This window comes from Streptococcus porcinus, from assembly GCF_900475415.1.
Taxonomy (GTDB): Bacteria; Bacillota; Bacilli; order Lactobacillales; family Streptococcaceae; genus Streptococcus; species Streptococcus porcinus.
Genome location: NZ_LS483388.1, coordinates 740,248 through 757,250 on the forward strand (window position 1 = coordinate 740,248; position 17,003 = coordinate 757,250).

Below are 17,003 nucleotides of genomic sequence, written 5' to 3' on the forward strand. Positions count from 1 at the left end.
AGATCCTATGGCAGATTATGGTTCAAATAATGATAGGGGCTATACCCTACTTTTACGAGTGGAAGAAACAGGAACTTCAACGGCTAATAATACATCTACTGTCCGAGTCCAACTTTGGCTAAAGAATGGTTATACGACCTTTGGGATGTATGACTGTAGGGCAAGTGTGTCTATCAATGGCCAGACGCTTTCTTGGTCAGGGCGACCAGATATGTATACTGCTCATAGTTCTCTTCACTTGATTGATAAGACCATCACTGTGTCACATGATTCGAATGGGTCAAAAACCATCAGTTTTTCAGCAACGTTCTCTGGGTCTGGTGGCTGGTCGCCTGGCACCTTGAATACAGGGTCACAAACGCTACGTTTAAGTGATATTCCACGGTCATCGAGTGCTACAGTTTCTGGGAATATATTGGGGCAAGCCGTAACCATTACGATTAAGCGCGCTAGTAGTGATTTTACCCATAATATCACATGGCATTTTGGATCTCTCAGTGGCACCATTGGAACAGGCATTGCGACCTCTGTAACTTGGACGCCATCAATATCGCAATTAGCAACTCAAATTCCAAATAGTACCTCAGGTAATGGGCATTTAACGCTAGCCACTATCTATGGTGGTAAGACAATAGGTTCTATGACAATTCCCATTACCCTCAACCTACCGACGTCAGTTGTTCCAACCTTGGGCAGTATTACTGTTTCAGAATCCCATACCACAGCTAAAACCATTTTAACTGGCACAAGTTTTGCCCAGTTGGTGTCTAATCCTAAAGTGACCTTCAATCAAGGAGCAGGTATTTACGGATCGACCATTCCTTCGACGGGTTATCGTGCAGAGGTCTTTAAATTTGAGAATAATCAGTGGGTTCAACTGCCTAATGTGGTTACGAGTAATAACGGTCTTTTGGGAGGTATAAACTGGATTGGTCGCGCTAAGGTCTCTGCCTATGTGACTGATTCGAGAGGGCGACAAAGTGCTCGAAAAGAAGTGGAGATAACCCTATTAGAGTATTTCAAACCTATCTTTTCATTCTCAGCGGTTCGTGCCGGTTCTAGTATGAATCAGGTGACGGTCACACGAAAGCTTAAGATTGCCCCTCTAACCATCAATAGTGTTCAAAAGAATAAGGCAACCTTGACATGGGAAGTGGTTGATTTGGCAAGTGGCCAGAAGGTCACAAACGCTGGTGGTGCGGCCAACTGGACGTCAACCACGGAACACACAAAGACAGATTTCCAAGCTATTTTAGGTGGCACCTACGATACGACAAAGTCCTACAACATTATTGGAAAGCTCGCAGACCTCTTTTATGCCACGACCTTTGAATTTACCGTTGGTCCAGAAAAGGTTGTCTACGGCTTAAGTCCATCTGGTATGGGGATAGGCAAAGCGTGGACAAGAGGGGTGCTTGATGTGGATGGGAGTTTGCCTGCTTATTTTGACGGTGAGATTTATATAAAGAATAAAAAACTTCTTGATATTTTTTACCCAGTGGGTGTCATTTATGAATCTACGTCAAACATCAGTCCAGCAACCATCATGGGTGGCAGTTGGGAGCGATTTGGCAACGGACGGGTCTTGGTTGGAGTGTCTGAGAATGAAAGTGAGTTTAATAGCGTCAATAAGTCAGGCGGTAGTAAGACACATACCTTGACCATTGATGAGATGCCATCACACTCTCACGCTCAATATGTTTCAGCTAATAATGGTAATAAAGCTATTAGACGTGATTATGGATCAGATGGAAATTCTAATACTTATCCGCAAGGGAATAATACAGGAAATACTGGTGGCGGAAAGCCACACAATAACTTACAACCTTACGTTACGGTTTACCGTTGGCGTAGGACAGCCTAAGAAAGGAAAGTGTCATTATGAAAGAATTACTGGCAACAAATAAAGTCTTCTTCTCAGCGATTGGAGGACTTATCGGTTCGATTTTTGGAGAAGTTGATGGATTTCTCTTTGCTTTGATGGTCTTTATTTCCATCGATTACATCACAGGTCTTATGGCAGCAGCAATTAAGAAAAGGCTTGCTAGCAATATCGGATTCAAGGGCATCTTCAAAAAGATTGTCCTTTTGTGTTTAGTAGCAGTAGGGCAAATCATTGATGAGCATGTCCTAAAACAAGGGGGTATGGTTCGTACCGCTATCATCTTTTATTACCTCTCAAATGAAGGGTTGTCCATCATTGAGAATGCGGCACGGATTGGACTACCAGTTCCTGAAAAGTTGAAAGATGTGCTGAAGCAATTGAAACAAGGAGATTAGGATGACTTTTTTATCAAAGATTAAAGACGGCTGTTTAGCGTCTTGGGAGCACGGCATTCTTCCGTCCGTGTCAGCAGCACAAGCTATCTTAGAGAGTGGTTGGGGTAAGTCTTTGTTAGCTCAGTACCCTAACCATAATCTCTTTGGTATTAAAGCGAGTCCTGACTGGAAAGGAAAGCGTGTTGTCATTCCAACTCAAGAATATGTGGATGGTAAGTTTATCACGGTTGCCGCCACCTTTAGAAAGTATGACTCATGGGAGGAATCTATTAAAGACCATGCGTTATTCTTATCAGAGAATGACTGGCGACAGTCCCACTATTAGAATGTGATTGGTGAAGAAGACTACAAAAAAGCCTGTCTGGCTCTTCAAGCAGCAGGCTATGCAACTGATCCTAATTATGGAGCTAAACTCATCAGTCTTATTGAAAGTAATCATCTCAACACTTGGGATGAAGGTATTTTAAGTCATAAAGGAGAAAAAACTATGGGAAAACATCTTATTATTTGTGGGCATGGTCAGGGACAAACTGGATATGATCCTGGAGCGACGAATCCAGGACTAGGTATTACTGAAGCGGGGAAGGTACGCGAGTTTGCATCGTTGATGAAACGCTACTCTGGTAATCAGATTGATTATATTACGGAGCAAAATGTCTATGACTACCGTAGCTTAGGTAGTATCGGAAAAGGGTACGAGACCATTACAGAACTTCATTTTAATGCCTTTAATGGACAAGCAAAAGGAGCCGAAGTTCTCATTTATGCGGGTTATAATCCTGATGAGTTGGACCAGAAACTCCTTAGTATTCTTGCGCGTCGTTTTACGAATCGCGGGTTTAAGAAAGTGGACTGGCTCTATAATGCCAATGTTGCGGCGAACCGTGGGTATAACTATCGTCTCGTAGAAATTGCTTTTATCGATAACAATAGCGATATGGCAACTTATGAAGCTAATAAAGTAGGTATGGCTCGTGAGTTTGTTCAAGCGATTACTGGTCAAGCTCAATCAGTGTCTCCCAGCACCAATACTCCTCAGTCAGGGGCCATTTCCTATCACGTTGGTGATTCTGTGGTTGTTCAAAAGCATGCAACACATTACCAAACAGGACAAGGAATCTCATCCTGGGTGAAAGGTAAGACTTTCAAAATCATTCGTGTGAAAGATGTTAACCAATCTAGCAGCAAAAAAGCGTACCTTCTTGAAGGTATTAATTCCTGGGTATTGGAGCAAGATGTAACTGGGTCAACAAACGGACATAGTGAACAAACCTATACGGTACAAAAGGGTGATACGCTTTATGGTATCTCTAAAAAGTTCAAGACAAACTTACAGGATTTGGTTCAATTGAATGACATCAAAAATCCAAGTCTGATTTCTGTAGGTCAGAAATTAAAACTAAAATAAGCCGCATTTATAGCGGCTTATATGGTATAATTTAATGGTAGAAAAGTGAAGACGGTGGCTCCTAAATCCTGAAAGAAAGAGGTGATGCCTATGGGCAATTCATCAAAATCTGACGGAAAGGAGGAGCACTTTTGACTGAGTTTGAAGTTGTGCAAACCATCTTTGGTTTTGGTAGCTTTACCATTGCTTTGATTGGTTTGTGCTATAAAATATTCAGTGACAAAGGCAAAAAATAATCCGTCCCCACTTTTGCTCAGGTAGGACGGATTATTTTCGTTTAACAGAGCTACCGTCTTTTTAACGGTTCTATGTTGGAGTTGGTTTGCAGACCAGCTCCTTTTTCTATATTCATTATAACATACTGGCAATAATTTTCAACTCAGAACTCATAGTGTAGTTAGGAGAATAGCATACTAGTATCTCAGCGTGGTGATATCACCACGCTTTTTCTTTTTGCTTTTTTTCAATAACTGCGGAAAATTTGTTTCCAAATTTACTTAGTAATATGGAGGGAGTAGTTTTGCTGAAAGCTTGACTTATCTTCCCTTTAGAGTGATATATAGTGTACCAAAAATAGAAAGGAAACTAAATGGCAGTAAGGTTAATTAAAGCAAAACAAGATCATAAAAAACAACGCATATGTGCCTATGTCAGGGTATCAACGACTAACAGCAGTCAGCTGGATTCCCTTGAAAATCAAAAGACTTATTTTGAAACGCTCTATGCCAATAGAGAGGACGTTGACTTTCTCGGTGTCTATTACGATAAGGGAATTTCTGGGGCAAAGGAGAAGCGACCGAATTTTCAAGCCATGCTTGAAGTTTGTAGGCAAGGTCAGATCGATTTGATACACACCAAGTCCATTTCACGGTTTGCGAGGAATACCATGACGGTACTTGAAGTCAGTCGAGAGTTGAAAGTCTTGGGTGTGGGTATCTACTTTGAAGAACAGAATATCAATACCTTATCCAATGAAGGAGAGGTCATGCTTTCGGTTTTGGCAAGTTTAGCTGAAGAAGAACTGGAGAGTATGAGTACCAATCAACGTTGGGCGTTTCAGAAGAAGTTTCAACGTGGGGAGGTGGTCATCAACACCAAGCGTTTTATGGGTTATGATGTGGATGTCGATGGCGAGTTGGTTATCAATGAAGCAGAAGCACAAATTGTGAGACGGATTTTCCATCTTTACCTTGATGGCATGGGTTTGCACCGCATTGCAAAACTCTTAAATGAAGAAGGTGTAACTACAGTATCAAATGCGAAATGGCATGATACGACAGTGGGGCATATGTTACGAAACGAGAAGTATAAAGGTGCAGCATTATTACAGAAGACCTATCTTGATGGGGTTAATGGTAAAAGACGGTTAAATCAAGGCGAAGTAGCCCAGTACTTGATTGAAGATAACCATGAGCCTATTGTTTCAAAAGAAGTGTGGCAGGCTGTTCAACATAAACTTGACAGCAACACTTGGAAGCAAGGACCGAATAAGCACTACCTTTTTACGAGCATGCTTAGGTGTCAGTATTGTGGGTCAACTCTCAAAAGACAGGTGTCCTATAAGAAACAGATTGTCTGGTGTTGCTCAAAGTACATCAAAGAAGGCAAGGCTTCCTGCCAAGGCATGCGTGTGCCAGAGAAAGCCATTGAAGAGTGGAAACTTAAGACCCCTGTAACAGTGATAGAAAGGACCGAATATGGGCAAAAACATTACAGTTATTCCAGCCAAGAAAATGCAGCTGATGGTCACCCATCAGCAAGTCACCAAAATCAGAGTGGCCGCCTATTGTCGGGTGTCCACCGACCAAGACGAACAGCTATCAAGCTATGAGAACCAAGTCAATTACTACCGTGACTTTATCTCAAAGCACGAAGACTATGAGCTAGTGGACATCTATGCAGACGAGGGGATTTCCGCAACCAACACCAAAAAACGTGATGCCTTTAACCGACTGATACAAGATTGTAGAGATGGTAAGGTGGATAGGATTTTGGTTAAGTCCATCAGTCGATTTGCGAGGAATACCTTGGATTGTATCAAGTATGTTCGTGAGCTGAAAGACCTAGGCATTGGTGTTACTTTTGAGAAGGAGAACATTGATAGTCTTGATTCAAAAGGAGAAGTTCTCTTGACCATACTTTCATCCCTTGCTCAAGACGAATCACGGTCAATTTCTGAGAATGCCACTTGGGGTATCCGAAAGCGATTCGAACGTGGTGAGGTCAGAGTCAACACCACCAAGTTTATGGGCTACGATAAGGATAAGGATGGCAACCTTATCATCAATCGAGAACAAGCTGAAGTGGTTAGATACATCTATGAGCGATTCTTAAAAGGATACACCCCAGAAAGCATCGCTAGAGACCTCAACGACCGAGACGTTCCTGGTTGGTCAGGAAAGGCTAACTGGTACCCAAGTTCCATATTGAAAATGCTTCAGAATGAGAAGTACAAGGGCGATGCCCTTCTTCAGAAAACCTACACCGTGGATTTCCTCACCAAGAAACGAACGGAGAATGATGGTCAGGTTAACCAGTTTTATGTTGCCAACAACCATGAAGGTATCATTGATCACGAGATGTGGGAGACGGTTCAGCTCGAGATAGCAAGACGAAAGGCTTTTAGAGAAGAACATGGTATTCCTTTTTACCACCTGCAAAATGAGGACAATCCTTTTATGACAAAGGTCTTCTGTGCCGAGTGCGGTGATGCCTTTGGACGAAAGAACTGGACGACTAGCCGAGGAAAAAGGAAGGTGTGGCAATGTAACAACCGCTATCGGGTGACAGGTGTCATGGGCTGTAGCAACAACCATATTGATGAGGAGATGCTAGAGAAGGCTTTTATGGAAGCCGTCAGCATCCTAAAAGACTATAAAGCTGATGTCCTTGATAAACTAGAAAAACTGAGCAAGGGTGACAATCTACTGAATAAGCATTATGCCAAGTTCATGAAACAGCTTCTTGACCTAGACCATTATGATTGCACCATCATGTGCCAAGTGCTCGACAACATCACAATATCAGAAAGTGGGCAGATTACTGTAACATTTCTCGAAGGAACAGAAGTTGACTTATAAGAGACTGCGACCGAAAGGTTGCGTTTTTTTGTGTTGTTTCGTGGTATAATAGGGTTTATGCGGTGAAGACCCCTGAGATTGTTTCTGCTATTTTGGACGGGGATTTCTTTAAATTTACCTGCCATAACTGTAACCATATGGTGCTAATTAATTACCCAACAGTCGTAGTAGATGAGGAACAAAAAACAATTATTCAGTATGACCTCTTTGACATCTACAAAGTTTAATGTTAGAATACATTCAAAAATATATTTGAATGAGGTTTTTTATGATTCAAAATGTTGTTACTTCAATAATCCTGTATTCTGGGACCGCCGTAGACTTACTTATTATCCTAATGTTATTTTTTGCTAAAAGAAAAAGCAAAAAAGACATCATTAACATCTATTTAGGACAATTTCTAGGCTCTGTTAGTCTAATATTGCTAAGTTTGTTTTTTGCATTTGTCTTAAATTATATTCCTAGTAAAGAGATTTTAGGCTTGCTCGGTTTGATTCCAATTTTCCTAGGCCTCAAAGTTTTGCTTTTAGGAGATTCTGATGGAGAAGCTATTGTCAAAGAAGGTTTGAGCAAAGATAATAAAAACCTGATTTTTCTAGTCGCTATGATTACTTTTGCAAGTTGTGGTGCTGACAATATTGGTGTCTTTGTCCCATATTTTACTACCTTAAATTTAACAAATTTGATAGTGGCTTTACTTACCTTTCTAGTCATGATTTATCTCTTGGTTTTTTCTGCCCAAAAATTGGCACAAGTCCCTTCTGTTGGAGAAACTTTGGAAAAATATAGCAGATGGTTTATTGCCGTTGTCTATTTAGGCTTGGGGATGTATATCCTGATTGAAAACAACAGCTTTGACATGCTATGGAATGTGTTAGGCTAGGAGAAAGTATTTTGAAAAAAGATAGTATCTGCCAAGTAAATGTTATAAATCAACAAAATGTTATAACCGCAACGAACTACCTTGAAAAGGAAAAAGTCCAAAAATCACTTCGCATTTTATCAAAGTTTACCGATAATAAACAGATAAATATCATCTTTTACCTCCTTGCCGTCGAAGAACTCTGTGTCTGCGATATAGCCTGTTTACTAAATCTCAGTATGGCATCTGCCTCCCACCATCTTCGTAAACTAGCCAATCAAAACATCTTGGACACTAGAAGAGAGGGGAAAATTATATATTATTTTATAAAAGATAAGGAAATCAGAGATTTTTTTAATCAACTAGGATAACAAATTGGCTATAGATTAGGATAGACCGTCGTCAACCTGGTGGCGAGCTATATACTTATAGTTGGATTAAATCGGATAAGTTAGAACAATTAACAGGAGAATGACTATTTTCTTATCTAAAGAAAATAAAGAGTTTTTAATCAAGTTAGATGTTTTTTGAAAAGTGTTGCCTTTTCAAAATTCGTTCAATAATATAATAATAAAGCCTAATATATCCCTTTCGTTTTATAGTATAGGTGCTCACTATCGGCACATGTGGAGTGTGTCAGCTTGTTAGAAAAACGCAACTAATCTTGTTAGGAGAGAATAAGCTAACAATGAAACAATTGTATCAATAGAGACGATGGTTTAGAGAACTATAACCAGAATAGAAATGATTTTTTCCGAATTATTACAAAAAAATATTTTATGATTGGAGAAAACTGTGTCTAAACAAAACATTTATGATAATGAAATATTTTTTAATGAATATAAACAGTTACGAAAAAAAGAATTTACTGCCAATAATTTAATAGAAATACCAGCTTTATTATCTCTACTACCAGATTTGAAAGATAGAGTAATTTTAGACCTGGGTTGTGGTTTTGGAGAACATTGCAAGTTATTTGTCGAAATGGGAGCAAAAAAAGTCGTTGGAATTGACATTTCTCAAAAGATGATTGAAACAGCAAATTTGAAAAATAATAGTCCTCAAATAGAGTATCTCCAACTTGCAATGGAAGACATAACTACCCTAACGCAAAAGTTTGATCTAGTTGTCAGTTCATTAGCACTGCACTATGTTGAGGATTTTAAGGGATTAGTCGAAAGTATAAATAAACTTTTAGACGAAAGTGGAATATTAGTTTTTTCTCAGGAGCATCCTTTTGTGACTTGCCACTCCAAAGGAGATAGGTGGACAAGAGATCTTTCAGGAGAGAAACTATTTGCCAATATTTCAAATTATGGAGTTGAAGGACAAAGAAAAACGGATTGGTTCATCGAGAATGTTGAAAAATACCATCGCACTTTTTCAACTATAATTAATACTCTGACTACTTCAGGATTTAGGATAGAAAAAATATTAGAACCAATACCAGAAAACAATATTTTAACTTCTTTCCCTGAGTATAAGGATACCGTTCATAGACCGGATTTCTTAGTTTTACGAGTAAAGAAGATTGAATGAAAAGTCATTCTTTAAATTTAAAAAACCTAGCAACATTGAAAAATACTAAAAAACTCCCTTAAGTCTGTGTAAGAATTAAGGGAGCTTTTTAACTGATTAAACTAATAATAAAGCTAATCCAATAATAATAAAGGCCACCAGTTTATAGCTTTCATTAATGAGAATTAACTTAACTGGTCGTTGTTCAAAGAAATAGTTTTTGAGACCAGAAAGAATCGTAATGATACCAATAATTAGGGCATTGATTGGTGTGGCAGCGTTTATGGCTGATAAAAATAGTATGGTTACGATACTAATGATAACTTCGACAATAAGGGTCATTATCATTTCTTTTTTGCCATCTCCGTTTTTGCCAATGTCTTCTGGATTAATACCTTGTGCTTCTATCCAGGGTTTTTGGAAGAGAAGACCATACCAGAGGCCGCCAATCATAAAGTTGATAATTCCAGCAACGATTGCGATAATAAGTGTCATTGTTTTTTCTCCTAAATGTGTGAATTCTTACAGTGTGAGTTAGTGTTTTACCTTGTATTCTAAACCCAGGGCACCTGATGTAAAAGTTTTTGAGCTGATTAGCTCTAAGTCGGAACTGATGTTTTCAAAGAGGCGTAAGCCATTCCCAACAATAGTGGGTGAGACTGTCAATGTAATTTTATCAATGAGATTTTCAGATAATAAAGAACGGCTTAGTCGAGGGCTTCCTAAAACCAAAATATCTTGACCAGCTGTATGTTTCAATTCTTTGAGATATTGGTTTAAGTTTTCTGACACAATGGTAGAATTGTTCCACTCAGCAGTCTTAAGACTTGTAGAAGCAATCACTTTTCTAACGTCAGTAATCCATTTGGCATGTCTGCGTTCATAATTGGTAGCTTCTTGGTGACCAAGCATGTCTGGCCAGTAGGCATACATCATTTCATATGTCGTTCGTCCCCATAAAATAGTGTCAACACTTGATAAGGTTTTTTCTGCAAAAGCTTCTAATTCTTTGTTGTAAGCTATGAAGTCAATATCCATAGCTCCTTTTGGTCCTTCAACAACGCCATCTAGTGACATGTGTAAAAAAATGTTAAGTTCTCTCATTTGCTGACTTTCTAATCTATTGGTAACTGAGGTTAGTATACTGTTTTGAAGCTAGAAAGTAAATTTAAATGTCTTGAAAGAAACCAATTAGTTTCTGTTTAATTGCTGAAGGGGTTGATAGGCTTGACAAATCAAGGGAAAAGTCAGATACTTGACTAGTAAGTATTGAGTCAATATCATAAAATCTTTAGAACTAAGGAGTAACTGAAATGTCCCGAGAAATTGCCACTATCCTAACAAATATGTGTATGATTTATGATAATCAGGGACGGGTTTTGGTGCAAGATAAGGTCAACAATTCTTGGTGGGGTATAACCTTTCCTGGTGGTCACGTTCATCCGGGGGAGTCAATTGTAGATTCTACTATTAGAGAAATAAAAGAAGAAACAGGTTTAGACATAAGTGACTTAGAAATCTGTGGTATTAAGGACTGGACTAACTCTGATGGCTCTCGTTATATTGTGTTTCTATACAAGACCAACAATTTTTCTGGTCAGCTACAATCTTCTGATGAAGGTGAAGTATATTGGGTAAATTTGGAAGAACTTAAGCATCTAAAACTTGCCCGTTCGATGGATATTATGCTAGAGGTCTTTTTGCGAGATGATGTTAGTGAACATTTCTTCTACCAAGAAAATGGGATATGGAAAGACAGTTTGAAATAAAGGATGCAGAGGTCATCAGTCAAGTGATGACTTTTTTAGATTTTTCTTTTCTAGATAAGAGCCTTGTTTAGTTTTTTTAACCAAAATTTTTAGTGTGGCATGTTATAATGAGGATATTATCATAATAGAGGAGTACTTCATGAAGATTTATTTTGCCAGTCCCTTATTTACTGAAATGGAATTGACCTTTAATCAAGTTCTTGTTGAAAAAATTAGACAGACTTATCCAGAGGTTGAAGTCTTTTTACCTCAGGAGCAGGGGGAAATTAATGATAAGCATGCCTATGCTGATTCTAAGATGATTGCGAAGCTAGATACGCAAGCGGTATTAGAAAGTGATCTACTAATTGCAATTTTAGATGGTCAAGTTATTGATCCAGGCGTTGCTTCAGAAATCGGAGTGGCTTATCAGGCAGGAATTCCCATCTTGGGACTCTATAGTGATTTGCGTCAATTAGGAGCAGATAATCAACAAAAAATAAAGGCTCTACAAGAGGTTGGGGAATCACAATTTGCTTATGTGAACCTTTATACTATTGGTCTAATCAAGTTAAATGGAAAAGTAGTTAGCTCTAGTCAAGAAGTGCTTGAGGCAATTGGTAATATGTAAAAAGGAAGTATAGCTACTACTATAGGGGAGGGAAACTGGATGATTCGACATACCAAACTAGAAGATGCAAAAGCTTTACAAACTATTTGTAGAGAAGATTTGGGATATGACAGTTCCTTAAAATCTATTGAGCGACAGATTGATAATTTAGATCAGAACGAGCATCATCATGCATTTGTTTTTGAAGATGATTGTACTAAAGAGGTGCTAGGATTCGTTGAAGTGCAGGTCTATGAGTCTATTTATAGTAAACGTGGTCTTAATATCTTGGGATTAGCAGTCGCTCATTCATACCAAAGACAAGGTATTGGTAAGCAGTTGATGACTTATATTGAAGCATGGGCTTCTCAGAATAAGTTTACTTTTATTCGCTTAAATTCAGGATCTTACCGTAGAGAAGCGCACGCTTTTTATAGAAGTCTTGGTTATGATGATACTAAGAAGCAAGTTCGCTTTATTAAGTTTCTACAATAATGTTCTATGAGAATGCAGGTAAATATTGAACGCTGCGACTTCTAACACTGAAATAAAAATGACGCGATTAGGAAAATACTATATGAAAGAATTTAAAACAAAAGAACTAAAAATATTTGAAAATTATGAAACACTATTAGTTGATTATGGTCATGTCATTGTGTCCACAAAAGTTGTTGAATCATCATTAAATTATCACCAGACAGCTCATGGTGGATACCTTTTTGCTTTAAGTGATCAGATTTCTGGGGCTGTAAGTGTCTCTACCGGTTATGATACAGTTACTCAACAGTCGAGTATAAATTATTTTAAACCTGGAAAGTTAGGAGATATTTTAACAATTGAAGGAACTTGTATCCATGATGGAAAAAAGACCAAAGTTAATGAAGTTGTTATTAAAAATCAAAAAAATAACATATTAACACGTGCTATTTTTACAATGTATGTGACAGGAAAACGTGAAGAGTGATAAATTTGGTCATTTAATTTACATTGGATACTTTAAACACATAAAAATAAAGGTTTTTGCAAGTTCATTTTTAACTTTCAAAGGCTTTTTTTATGCACAATTTGAGGGGCAAATGATATTGGCATCAATTTAGAAATCATTTTTCTGACTTTTTTATTTAAAAGTGCTATAGTATTAATAAGAATGATTATAATTAAGAAAGAGAGGAGAAAAAATTGCCAATACTTGAATTTAAAGACGTCTCATTTTCATCTGATGGGAAGGACATCTTAAAAAATCTTAGTTTTGCTATTGATGAGGGAGACTATGTATCGATTATAGGTCCTTCTGGTAGTGGGAAAAGCACTCTTTTGAAGCTAGCTAGTTATTTACAAAGTCCGACTAGCGGGGATATTATGTTTGAGGGTAAATCATTGGGGGCTTACAATCCAATAGAATTACGTCAGGCCCTTTCTTATTGTTTTCAAACTCCACATCTATTTGGTGAAAAAGTGAAAGATAATATTCAATTTCCCTACGAAATTAGACATTTACCTTTGGATCAGGCCCGTGTCAATAAACTTTTTGAACTATTTAAAATGGATCTTTCGTATTTAGAACAGGATGTTAAAAAATTATCTGGAGGGGAAAAGCAGCGAATAGCTCTGATTCGACAATTGTTATTTGAACCAAAGGTTCTTTTATTGGATGAAGTGACCTCAGCTTTGGATTCTGTTAATAAAGAAATAGTCGAAGAAGTTATTGAAAGGCTAAATAACAAGGGGGTTACTATTCTCTGGATTACCCATGATACTAGTCAAAGTAAAAAATATGCTAATAAAATGATGACTATTGTAGATGGGAAACTAGAATCTATGGAGGTGATTAAATGAGTGGAGCAGATAATATTTCCGTAACGTCTTTATTACTAGCATCATCTTTGGTTTTGATAACATTATTTTTTTCTTATTGGCAAAAATTGAAGTTAGAAAAAGAGATTATTGTAGGAGCAATTCGAGCAGTTATCCAGTTACTTATAGTTGGCTTTGTTCTTGATTATATCTTTGGGTACAAAAATCCTATTTTTACAGCTCTTTTGTTATTATTTATGATTGTGAATGCTTCTTATAATGCAGCTAAGCGTGGAAAAGGAGTTGGTAATGCTTTTAAAATATCTTTTGTCGCTATTACTTTAGGTGCGAGTATTACGCTATCAGTTTTAATTTTTTCAGGAATTTTAGAGTTTGTGCCTAATCAAATGATCCCTGTTGGGGGAATGATTATCAGTAATTCAATGGTTGCTATTGGGTTATGTTATAAACAACTTTTAGATTCTTTTCGAGATAAACAAGAAGAAGTAGAAACCAAATTAGCACTTGGTGCTGATATCTTACCTGCTTCTATTGATATTATCCGTGATGTTATTCGGACTGGCATGGTGCCAACAATTGATTCGGCTAAGACACTAGGTATCGTTTCTTTACCGGGAATGATGACAGGGTTAATTCTAGCAGGAACTTCTCCTATACAAGCTGTGAAATATCAAATGATGGTTACTTTTATGTTACTAGCTACAACATCAATTGCTTCTTTTATTGCTTCTTATCTGGCTTATAAAGGATTCTTTAATGACAAAAAACAATTAGTAGTTAAACAGTCATAGATAGAAAAAAGCCAACAATAATGAGTTTTCAAGTTGTTTTTATGCTAAATTCCATATCAAATGTGCTTGACAATTCTTCTTATCTTAGCTATACTGTTAACAATTAAATACTGCTTTAACTATGTACCGTGAGACATAAAAGCACAAAGAAGAGATGGCAAATGCTACCCTCTTATTTTCTAGAGATTTTTTGACTCACGGCTACTGGCGGGGGTCTTTTTTGGCTTTTATCAGTATTCAATTAATTAAGGTAGTCAGTGAGCTACTATTAAAGGGAGAAAGAAATGTCACAGATGTCACTAGACAGAAATAACAAAAGAGCCCTTGCGGCAGCTATTATAGCTTCAGGAACAGATGATTTAAACGTTATGTTTCTTGCGTTTTCAATGTCTTCAATTATTACCGAACTTGGCATAACAGGAGCACAAGGTGGTTGGATTGCAACAGTAACAAACTTAGGGATGCTACTTGGAGGCCTTATTTTTGGATTATTGGCTGATAAGTACCATAAGTTTAAAGTCTTTAAATGGACAGTATTGGTATTCTCGATTGCGACAGGTCTCGTTTACTTTACCAAAAGTATTAACTATCTCTATCTGATGCGTTTTCTTGCTGGGATTGGTGTAGGTGGAGAATATGGTGTAGCTATAGCTATTATGGCAGGTATTGTCCCAGCAGAAAAAATGGGACGAATATCTTCTCTTAATGGAATTGCTGGGCAATTAGGCTCAATTTCCTCCGCACTATTAGCGGGTTGGTTAGCACCAAGTTTAGGGTGGAGAGGACTTTTCTTGTTTGGTTTAGCACCAATCTTGCTAGTCCTATGGATGATGTTCAGTATTGATGATGACAAGATTTGGGATAAGGGTAGTAATGGAACAGAAGAAGCTAGTCAACCTGTTAAAATTAGTCAACTTTTTAAAAGTCCACATTTAGCAGGGCAAACCTTAGCATTAATGGTCATGACTACAGTTCAAATTGCTGGTTACTTTGGAATGATGAATTGGCTACCAACTATCATTCAGACTAATCTTGGGCTCTCTGTCAAAGACTCATCTTTATGGATGGTAGCGACAATCTTAGGAATGTGTCTGGGGATGGTAACCTTTGGTCATATTTTAGATAAGTTTGGCCCAAGACCAGTTTATTCGGCATTTCTAATAGCTTCATCGGTCTGCGTTTATCTCTTTCAATTTGCAAATTCAATGCCAGCCATGATAATTGGTGGGGCAGTAGTTGGTTTTTTCGTTAATGGTATGTTTGCAGGGTACGGTGCTATGATTACAAGACTTTACCCACACCACATTCGGTCAACTGCAAATAATGTCATACTTAATGTAGGTCGTGCTATTGGTGGTTTCTCGTCTGTCATCATTGGTAAAATTCTTGATATTTCAGGTATGGCCATGGTCATGATTTTCTTAGCCACCCTCTATATGATTAGCTTTGGAGCGATGTTATCTATTAAAAATCTCCAGCCAAGTCTTTATAAGCAGTTATCAAAATAAGGATAAATTAAAAGGTATTAGCGAGCACTAATACCTTTATAATTTTTGAAGAAATGTTTCTTTATTAAGCCGAACTCTGGTATGACAAGCCTTTGCAATTAATTGTTTATCAACAAAGGCTTCTAACTGAAAATCGTATCTGCGTCCTTGATTAGTAACCTCGGTTATCAGGACAGTGACAGAATTGCCAATTTTGCTTGCTTTTAAATGGTCAATAGTCATTTTTGTTCCGACAGTCGTTAATAGGTTATCCTGAATCTCTTCTTTAATGAAGAGATAAGCAGTATTTTCTAAAAAACTAACGAGACTGGGTGTCGAAAGGACTTCAAGCTCTCCAGAACCAACATATTTAGCTGAATGTTCAATCCTTGTTTCATACACTTTTGAATAGATAGCCATTGTAACCTCCTTGTTATTTTATTATAGTACTTTAAACCATTTAAGTCTGCTGAAAACTGGTTATATGGTATACTAATAAAAAAGATTAGGAACTTAGAATGGGGTCTATGATTGAAACTAAATAAGTAAAAGCTGATTATCTCGAAATCCGTTCCAAGAATTAGAAAAGATGACATAGAAATGTAAGGTATTTAATTAGTCAATTTATCAAATTGCCTTTTTGAAGATCTTACTTATGTAAGTGAGGAGATGATAATGAGATTAGATAAATTTTTAGCCGAAACTGGCTTTGGAAGCCGTACTCAGGTAAAAAGTTTGCTCAAAACAAAAAAAGTATGCGTTAATGGTAAAAAAGAGTCTCAAGCCAAAAAGCAGATTAATCCAAATCTTGACCGAGTGGAGGTTGAGGGTCAAGAAGTTTTATACGAAGAGTTTGTCTATTACATGCTTAATAAACCTAAAGGTGTCGTTTCAGCTACCCAAGATAAAGTTCACCAGACTGTTTTAGACTTACTAGATGCGACAGCAAAGCAAAAAGAAGTTTTTCCAGTGGGACGTTTAGATAAAGATACACACGGATTATTATTATTGACAAATAATGGCAACTTGGCACACCGTCTTCTTTCTCCTAAGAAGCATGTCAATAAAGTTTATGTGGCCGATGTTGATGGTTTAATGACTAATCAAGATATTGAGGCTTTCAAAAAAGGCATTCACTTATCAGACCATCAGTGTCAGCCAGCACTTTTGGAGATTTTAGCACTTGATTATGAAAAGTCGCAGTCACGTGTCAAAATAGTTATTAAAGAAGGAAAATTTCATCAAGTTAAACGTATGGTATTAGCGTGTGGGAAGGAAGTGAGAGATCTTCAGCGCCTTGAAATGGGACCTTTACAACTTGATTCTAAGCTTGCACTCGGCGCATTTAGAAAGCTAGAAAATACTGAAATTGAGGCCTTACTAAGCTTACCTTGAATCTTATCA

General features: G+C 37.5%; 21 protein-coding genes and 1 pseudogene. 19 read left to right on the forward strand and 3 right to left on the reverse strand.

What is annotated here, in order from left to right:
• The first annotated feature begins 7 nt into the window (after positions 1-7).
• From DQM45_RS03700 to DQM45_RS03750, 11 genes and pseudogenes are all read left to right on the forward strand, one after another.
• Positions 8-1,864, forward strand: coding sequence for a DUF859 family phage minor structural protein (locus tag DQM45_RS03700; RefSeq protein WP_003083934.1), 1,857 nt, complete (start codon positions 8-10; stop codon positions 1,862-1,864).
• A 17-nt stretch (positions 1,865-1,881) separates the two neighbouring features.
• Positions 1,882-2,280 (forward strand): phage holin family protein, encoded by a 399-nt coding sequence (locus DQM45_RS03705; protein WP_003082762.1) that lies wholly within the window; start codon positions 1,882-1,884, stop codon positions 2,278-2,280.
• Between the two features lies 1 nt (position 2,281).
• A complete protein-coding gene (locus tag DQM45_RS10255) occupies positions 2,282-2,605 on the forward strand; it encodes a glycoside hydrolase family 73 protein (protein WP_003085145.1) in 324 nt (107 codons plus the stop codon).
• Positions 2,606-2,767: 162 nt separating this feature from the next.
• Positions 2,768-3,682: pseudogene (locus DQM45_RS03715) on the forward strand (LysM peptidoglycan-binding domain-containing protein); the annotation flags it as partial.
• Between the two features lie 137 nt (positions 3,683-3,819).
• Positions 3,820-3,924 (forward strand): putative holin-like toxin, encoded by a 105-nt coding sequence (locus tag DQM45_RS03720; RefSeq protein ID WP_081461232.1) that lies wholly within the window; start codon positions 3,820-3,822, stop codon positions 3,922-3,924.
• Between the two features lie 353 nt (positions 3,925-4,277).
• Entirely contained in the window at positions 4,278-5,519 is a 1,242-nt protein-coding gene (locus tag DQM45_RS03725) for a recombinase family protein (protein ID WP_003083348.1), read from the forward strand.
• Positions 5,431-6,768: a recombinase family protein gene (locus DQM45_RS03730; RefSeq protein WP_415395678.1), complete on the forward strand. Its 1,338-nt coding sequence runs from the start codon at positions 5,431-5,433 to the stop codon at positions 6,766-6,768. The genes DQM45_RS03725 and DQM45_RS03730 overlap by 89 nt, the downstream gene beginning before the upstream one ends.
• Positions 6,765-6,995, forward strand: coding sequence for a CpXC domain-containing protein (locus tag DQM45_RS03735; RefSeq protein ID WP_228379842.1), 231 nt, complete (start codon positions 6,765-6,767; stop codon positions 6,993-6,995). The genes DQM45_RS03730 and DQM45_RS03735 overlap by 4 nt, the downstream gene beginning before the upstream one ends.
• 41 nt (positions 6,996-7,036) lie before the next feature.
• Positions 7,037-7,651: a CadD family cadmium resistance transporter gene (locus tag DQM45_RS03740; protein WP_003084694.1), complete on the forward strand. Its 615-nt coding sequence runs from the start codon at positions 7,037-7,039 to the stop codon at positions 7,649-7,651.
• An 11-nt stretch (positions 7,652-7,662) separates the two neighbouring features.
• Positions 7,663-8,001 (forward strand): Cd(II)/Zn(II)-sensing metalloregulatory transcriptional regulator CadX, encoded by a 339-nt coding sequence (gene cadX / locus DQM45_RS03745; protein WP_003084660.1) that lies wholly within the window; start codon positions 7,663-7,665, stop codon positions 7,999-8,001.
• Positions 8,002-8,425: 424 nt separating this feature from the next.
• The gene (locus tag DQM45_RS03750; protein ID WP_003082725.1) at positions 8,426-9,169 is read left to right on the forward strand and encodes a class I SAM-dependent methyltransferase; all 744 of its coding nucleotides are present in this window, start codon (positions 8,426-8,428) and stop codon (positions 9,167-9,169) included.
• Between the two features lie 96 nt (positions 9,170-9,265).
• Here DQM45_RS03750 and DQM45_RS03755 read toward each other — a convergent pair whose 3' ends face one another.
• Both DQM45_RS03755 and DQM45_RS03760 read right to left on the reverse strand, forming a co-directional pair.
• The gene (locus DQM45_RS03755) at positions 9,266-9,643 is read right to left on the reverse strand and encodes a DUF1761 domain-containing protein (protein WP_003085176.1); all 378 of its coding nucleotides are present in this window, start codon (positions 9,641-9,643) and stop codon (positions 9,266-9,268) included.
• A 39-nt stretch (positions 9,644-9,682) separates the two neighbouring features.
• On the reverse strand, positions 9,683-10,252 hold the full coding sequence (locus tag DQM45_RS03760) for a dihydrofolate reductase family protein (protein ID WP_003085539.1): 570 nt from the start codon (positions 10,250-10,252) through the stop codon (positions 9,683-9,685).
• A 209-nt stretch (positions 10,253-10,461) separates the two neighbouring features.
• On the opposite strand from DQM45_RS03760, the gene DQM45_RS03765 reads away from it, so the two are divergent.
• The 7 genes from DQM45_RS03765 (at position 10,462) to DQM45_RS03795 (ending at position 15,620) form a co-directional block, all read left to right on the forward strand.
• Complete coding sequence (locus DQM45_RS03765) at positions 10,462-10,917, forward strand: 8-oxo-dGTP diphosphatase (protein ID WP_003085963.1); 456 nt, start codon at positions 10,462-10,464, stop codon at positions 10,915-10,917.
• 139 nt (positions 10,918-11,056) lie between these two features.
• Positions 11,057-11,527, forward strand: a complete 471-nt coding sequence (locus tag DQM45_RS03770) for a nucleoside 2-deoxyribosyltransferase (protein ID WP_003084030.1) — start codon at positions 11,057-11,059, stop codon at positions 11,525-11,527.
• Between the two features lie 39 nt (positions 11,528-11,566).
• Positions 11,567-12,001 (forward strand): GNAT family N-acetyltransferase, encoded by a 435-nt coding sequence (locus DQM45_RS03775; RefSeq protein ID WP_003085423.1) that lies wholly within the window; start codon positions 11,567-11,569, stop codon positions 11,999-12,001.
• A gap of 82 nt (positions 12,002-12,083) precedes the next feature.
• Complete coding sequence (locus DQM45_RS03780; RefSeq protein WP_003083002.1) at positions 12,084-12,470, forward strand: PaaI family thioesterase; 387 nt, start codon at positions 12,084-12,086, stop codon at positions 12,468-12,470.
• Between the two features lie 215 nt (positions 12,471-12,685).
• Entirely contained in the window at positions 12,686-13,342 is a 657-nt protein-coding gene (locus DQM45_RS03785) for an ABC transporter ATP-binding protein (protein ID WP_003083313.1), read from the forward strand.
• On the forward strand, positions 13,339-14,112 hold the full coding sequence (locus DQM45_RS03790) for an ABC transporter permease (protein WP_003082984.1): 774 nt from the start codon (positions 13,339-13,341) through the stop codon (positions 14,110-14,112). Before DQM45_RS03785 ends, DQM45_RS03790 begins: the two co-directional genes overlap by 4 nt.
• Before the next feature lie 284 nt (positions 14,113-14,396).
• Positions 14,397-15,620 carry an MFS transporter gene (locus DQM45_RS03795; RefSeq protein ID WP_003086092.1) on the forward strand — a complete coding sequence of 408 codons (1,224 nt, stop codon included), beginning with the start codon at positions 14,397-14,399 and terminating at the stop codon, positions 15,618-15,620.
• A 36-nt stretch (positions 15,621-15,656) separates the two neighbouring features.
• On the opposite strand, the gene DQM45_RS03800 is transcribed toward DQM45_RS03795, so the two are convergent.
• A complete protein-coding gene (locus tag DQM45_RS03800) occupies positions 15,657-16,019 on the reverse strand; it encodes a thioesterase family protein (protein WP_003084115.1) in 363 nt (120 codons plus the stop codon).
• A 255-nt stretch (positions 16,020-16,274) separates the two neighbouring features.
• Here DQM45_RS03800 and DQM45_RS03805 point away from each other — a divergent pair, with 255 nt between their 5' ends.
• Positions 16,275-16,994: a pseudouridine synthase gene (locus DQM45_RS03805; RefSeq protein WP_003083410.1), complete on the forward strand. Its 720-nt coding sequence runs from the start codon at positions 16,275-16,277 to the stop codon at positions 16,992-16,994.
• Positions 16,995-17,003: the final 9 nt, after the last annotated feature.

Bases quoted from the DNA above. Each gene is read 5' to 3' on its own strand.
- DQM45_RS03700 (WP_003083934.1), top strand. From the start codon at position 8: ATGGCAGATTATGGTTCAAATAATGATAGGGGCTATACCCTACTTTTA.
- DQM45_RS03705 (WP_003082762.1), top strand. From the start codon at position 1,882: ATGAAAGAATTACTGGCAACAAATAAAGTCTTCTTCTCAGCGATTGGA.
- DQM45_RS10255 (WP_003085145.1), top strand. From the start codon at position 2,282: ATGACTTTTTTATCAAAGATTAAAGACGGCTGTTTAGCGTCTTGGGAG.
- DQM45_RS03725 (WP_003083348.1), top strand. From the start codon at position 4,278: ATGGCAGTAAGGTTAATTAAAGCAAAACAAGATCATAAAAAACAACGC.
- DQM45_RS03730 (WP_415395678.1), top strand. From the start codon at position 5,431: ATGGTCACCCATCAGCAAGTCACCAAAATCAGAGTGGCCGCCTATTGT.
- DQM45_RS03740 (WP_003084694.1), top strand. From the start codon at position 7,037: ATGATTCAAAATGTTGTTACTTCAATAATCCTGTATTCTGGGACCGCC.
- DQM45_RS03755 (WP_003085176.1), bottom strand. From the start codon at position 9,643: ATGACACTTATTATCGCAATCGTTGCTGGAATTATCAACTTTATGATT.
- DQM45_RS03760 (WP_003085539.1), bottom strand. From the start codon at position 10,252: ATGAGAGAACTTAACATTTTTTTACACATGTCACTAGATGGCGTTGTT.
- DQM45_RS03765 (WP_003085963.1), top strand. From the start codon at position 10,462: ATGTCCCGAGAAATTGCCACTATCCTAACAAATATGTGTATGATTTAT.
- DQM45_RS03770 (WP_003084030.1), top strand. From the start codon at position 11,057: ATGAAGATTTATTTTGCCAGTCCCTTATTTACTGAAATGGAATTGACC.
- DQM45_RS03775 (WP_003085423.1), top strand. From the start codon at position 11,567: ATGATTCGACATACCAAACTAGAAGATGCAAAAGCTTTACAAACTATT.
- DQM45_RS03780 (WP_003083002.1), top strand. From the start codon at position 12,084: ATGAAAGAATTTAAAACAAAAGAACTAAAAATATTTGAAAATTATGAA.
- DQM45_RS03790 (WP_003082984.1), top strand. From the start codon at position 13,339: ATGAGTGGAGCAGATAATATTTCCGTAACGTCTTTATTACTAGCATCA.
- DQM45_RS03795 (WP_003086092.1), top strand. From the start codon at position 14,397: ATGTCACAGATGTCACTAGACAGAAATAACAAAAGAGCCCTTGCGGCA.
- DQM45_RS03800 (WP_003084115.1), bottom strand. From the start codon at position 16,019: ATGGCTATCTATTCAAAAGTGTATGAAACAAGGATTGAACATTCAGCT.
- DQM45_RS03805 (WP_003083410.1), top strand. From the start codon at position 16,275: ATGAGATTAGATAAATTTTTAGCCGAAACTGGCTTTGGAAGCCGTACT.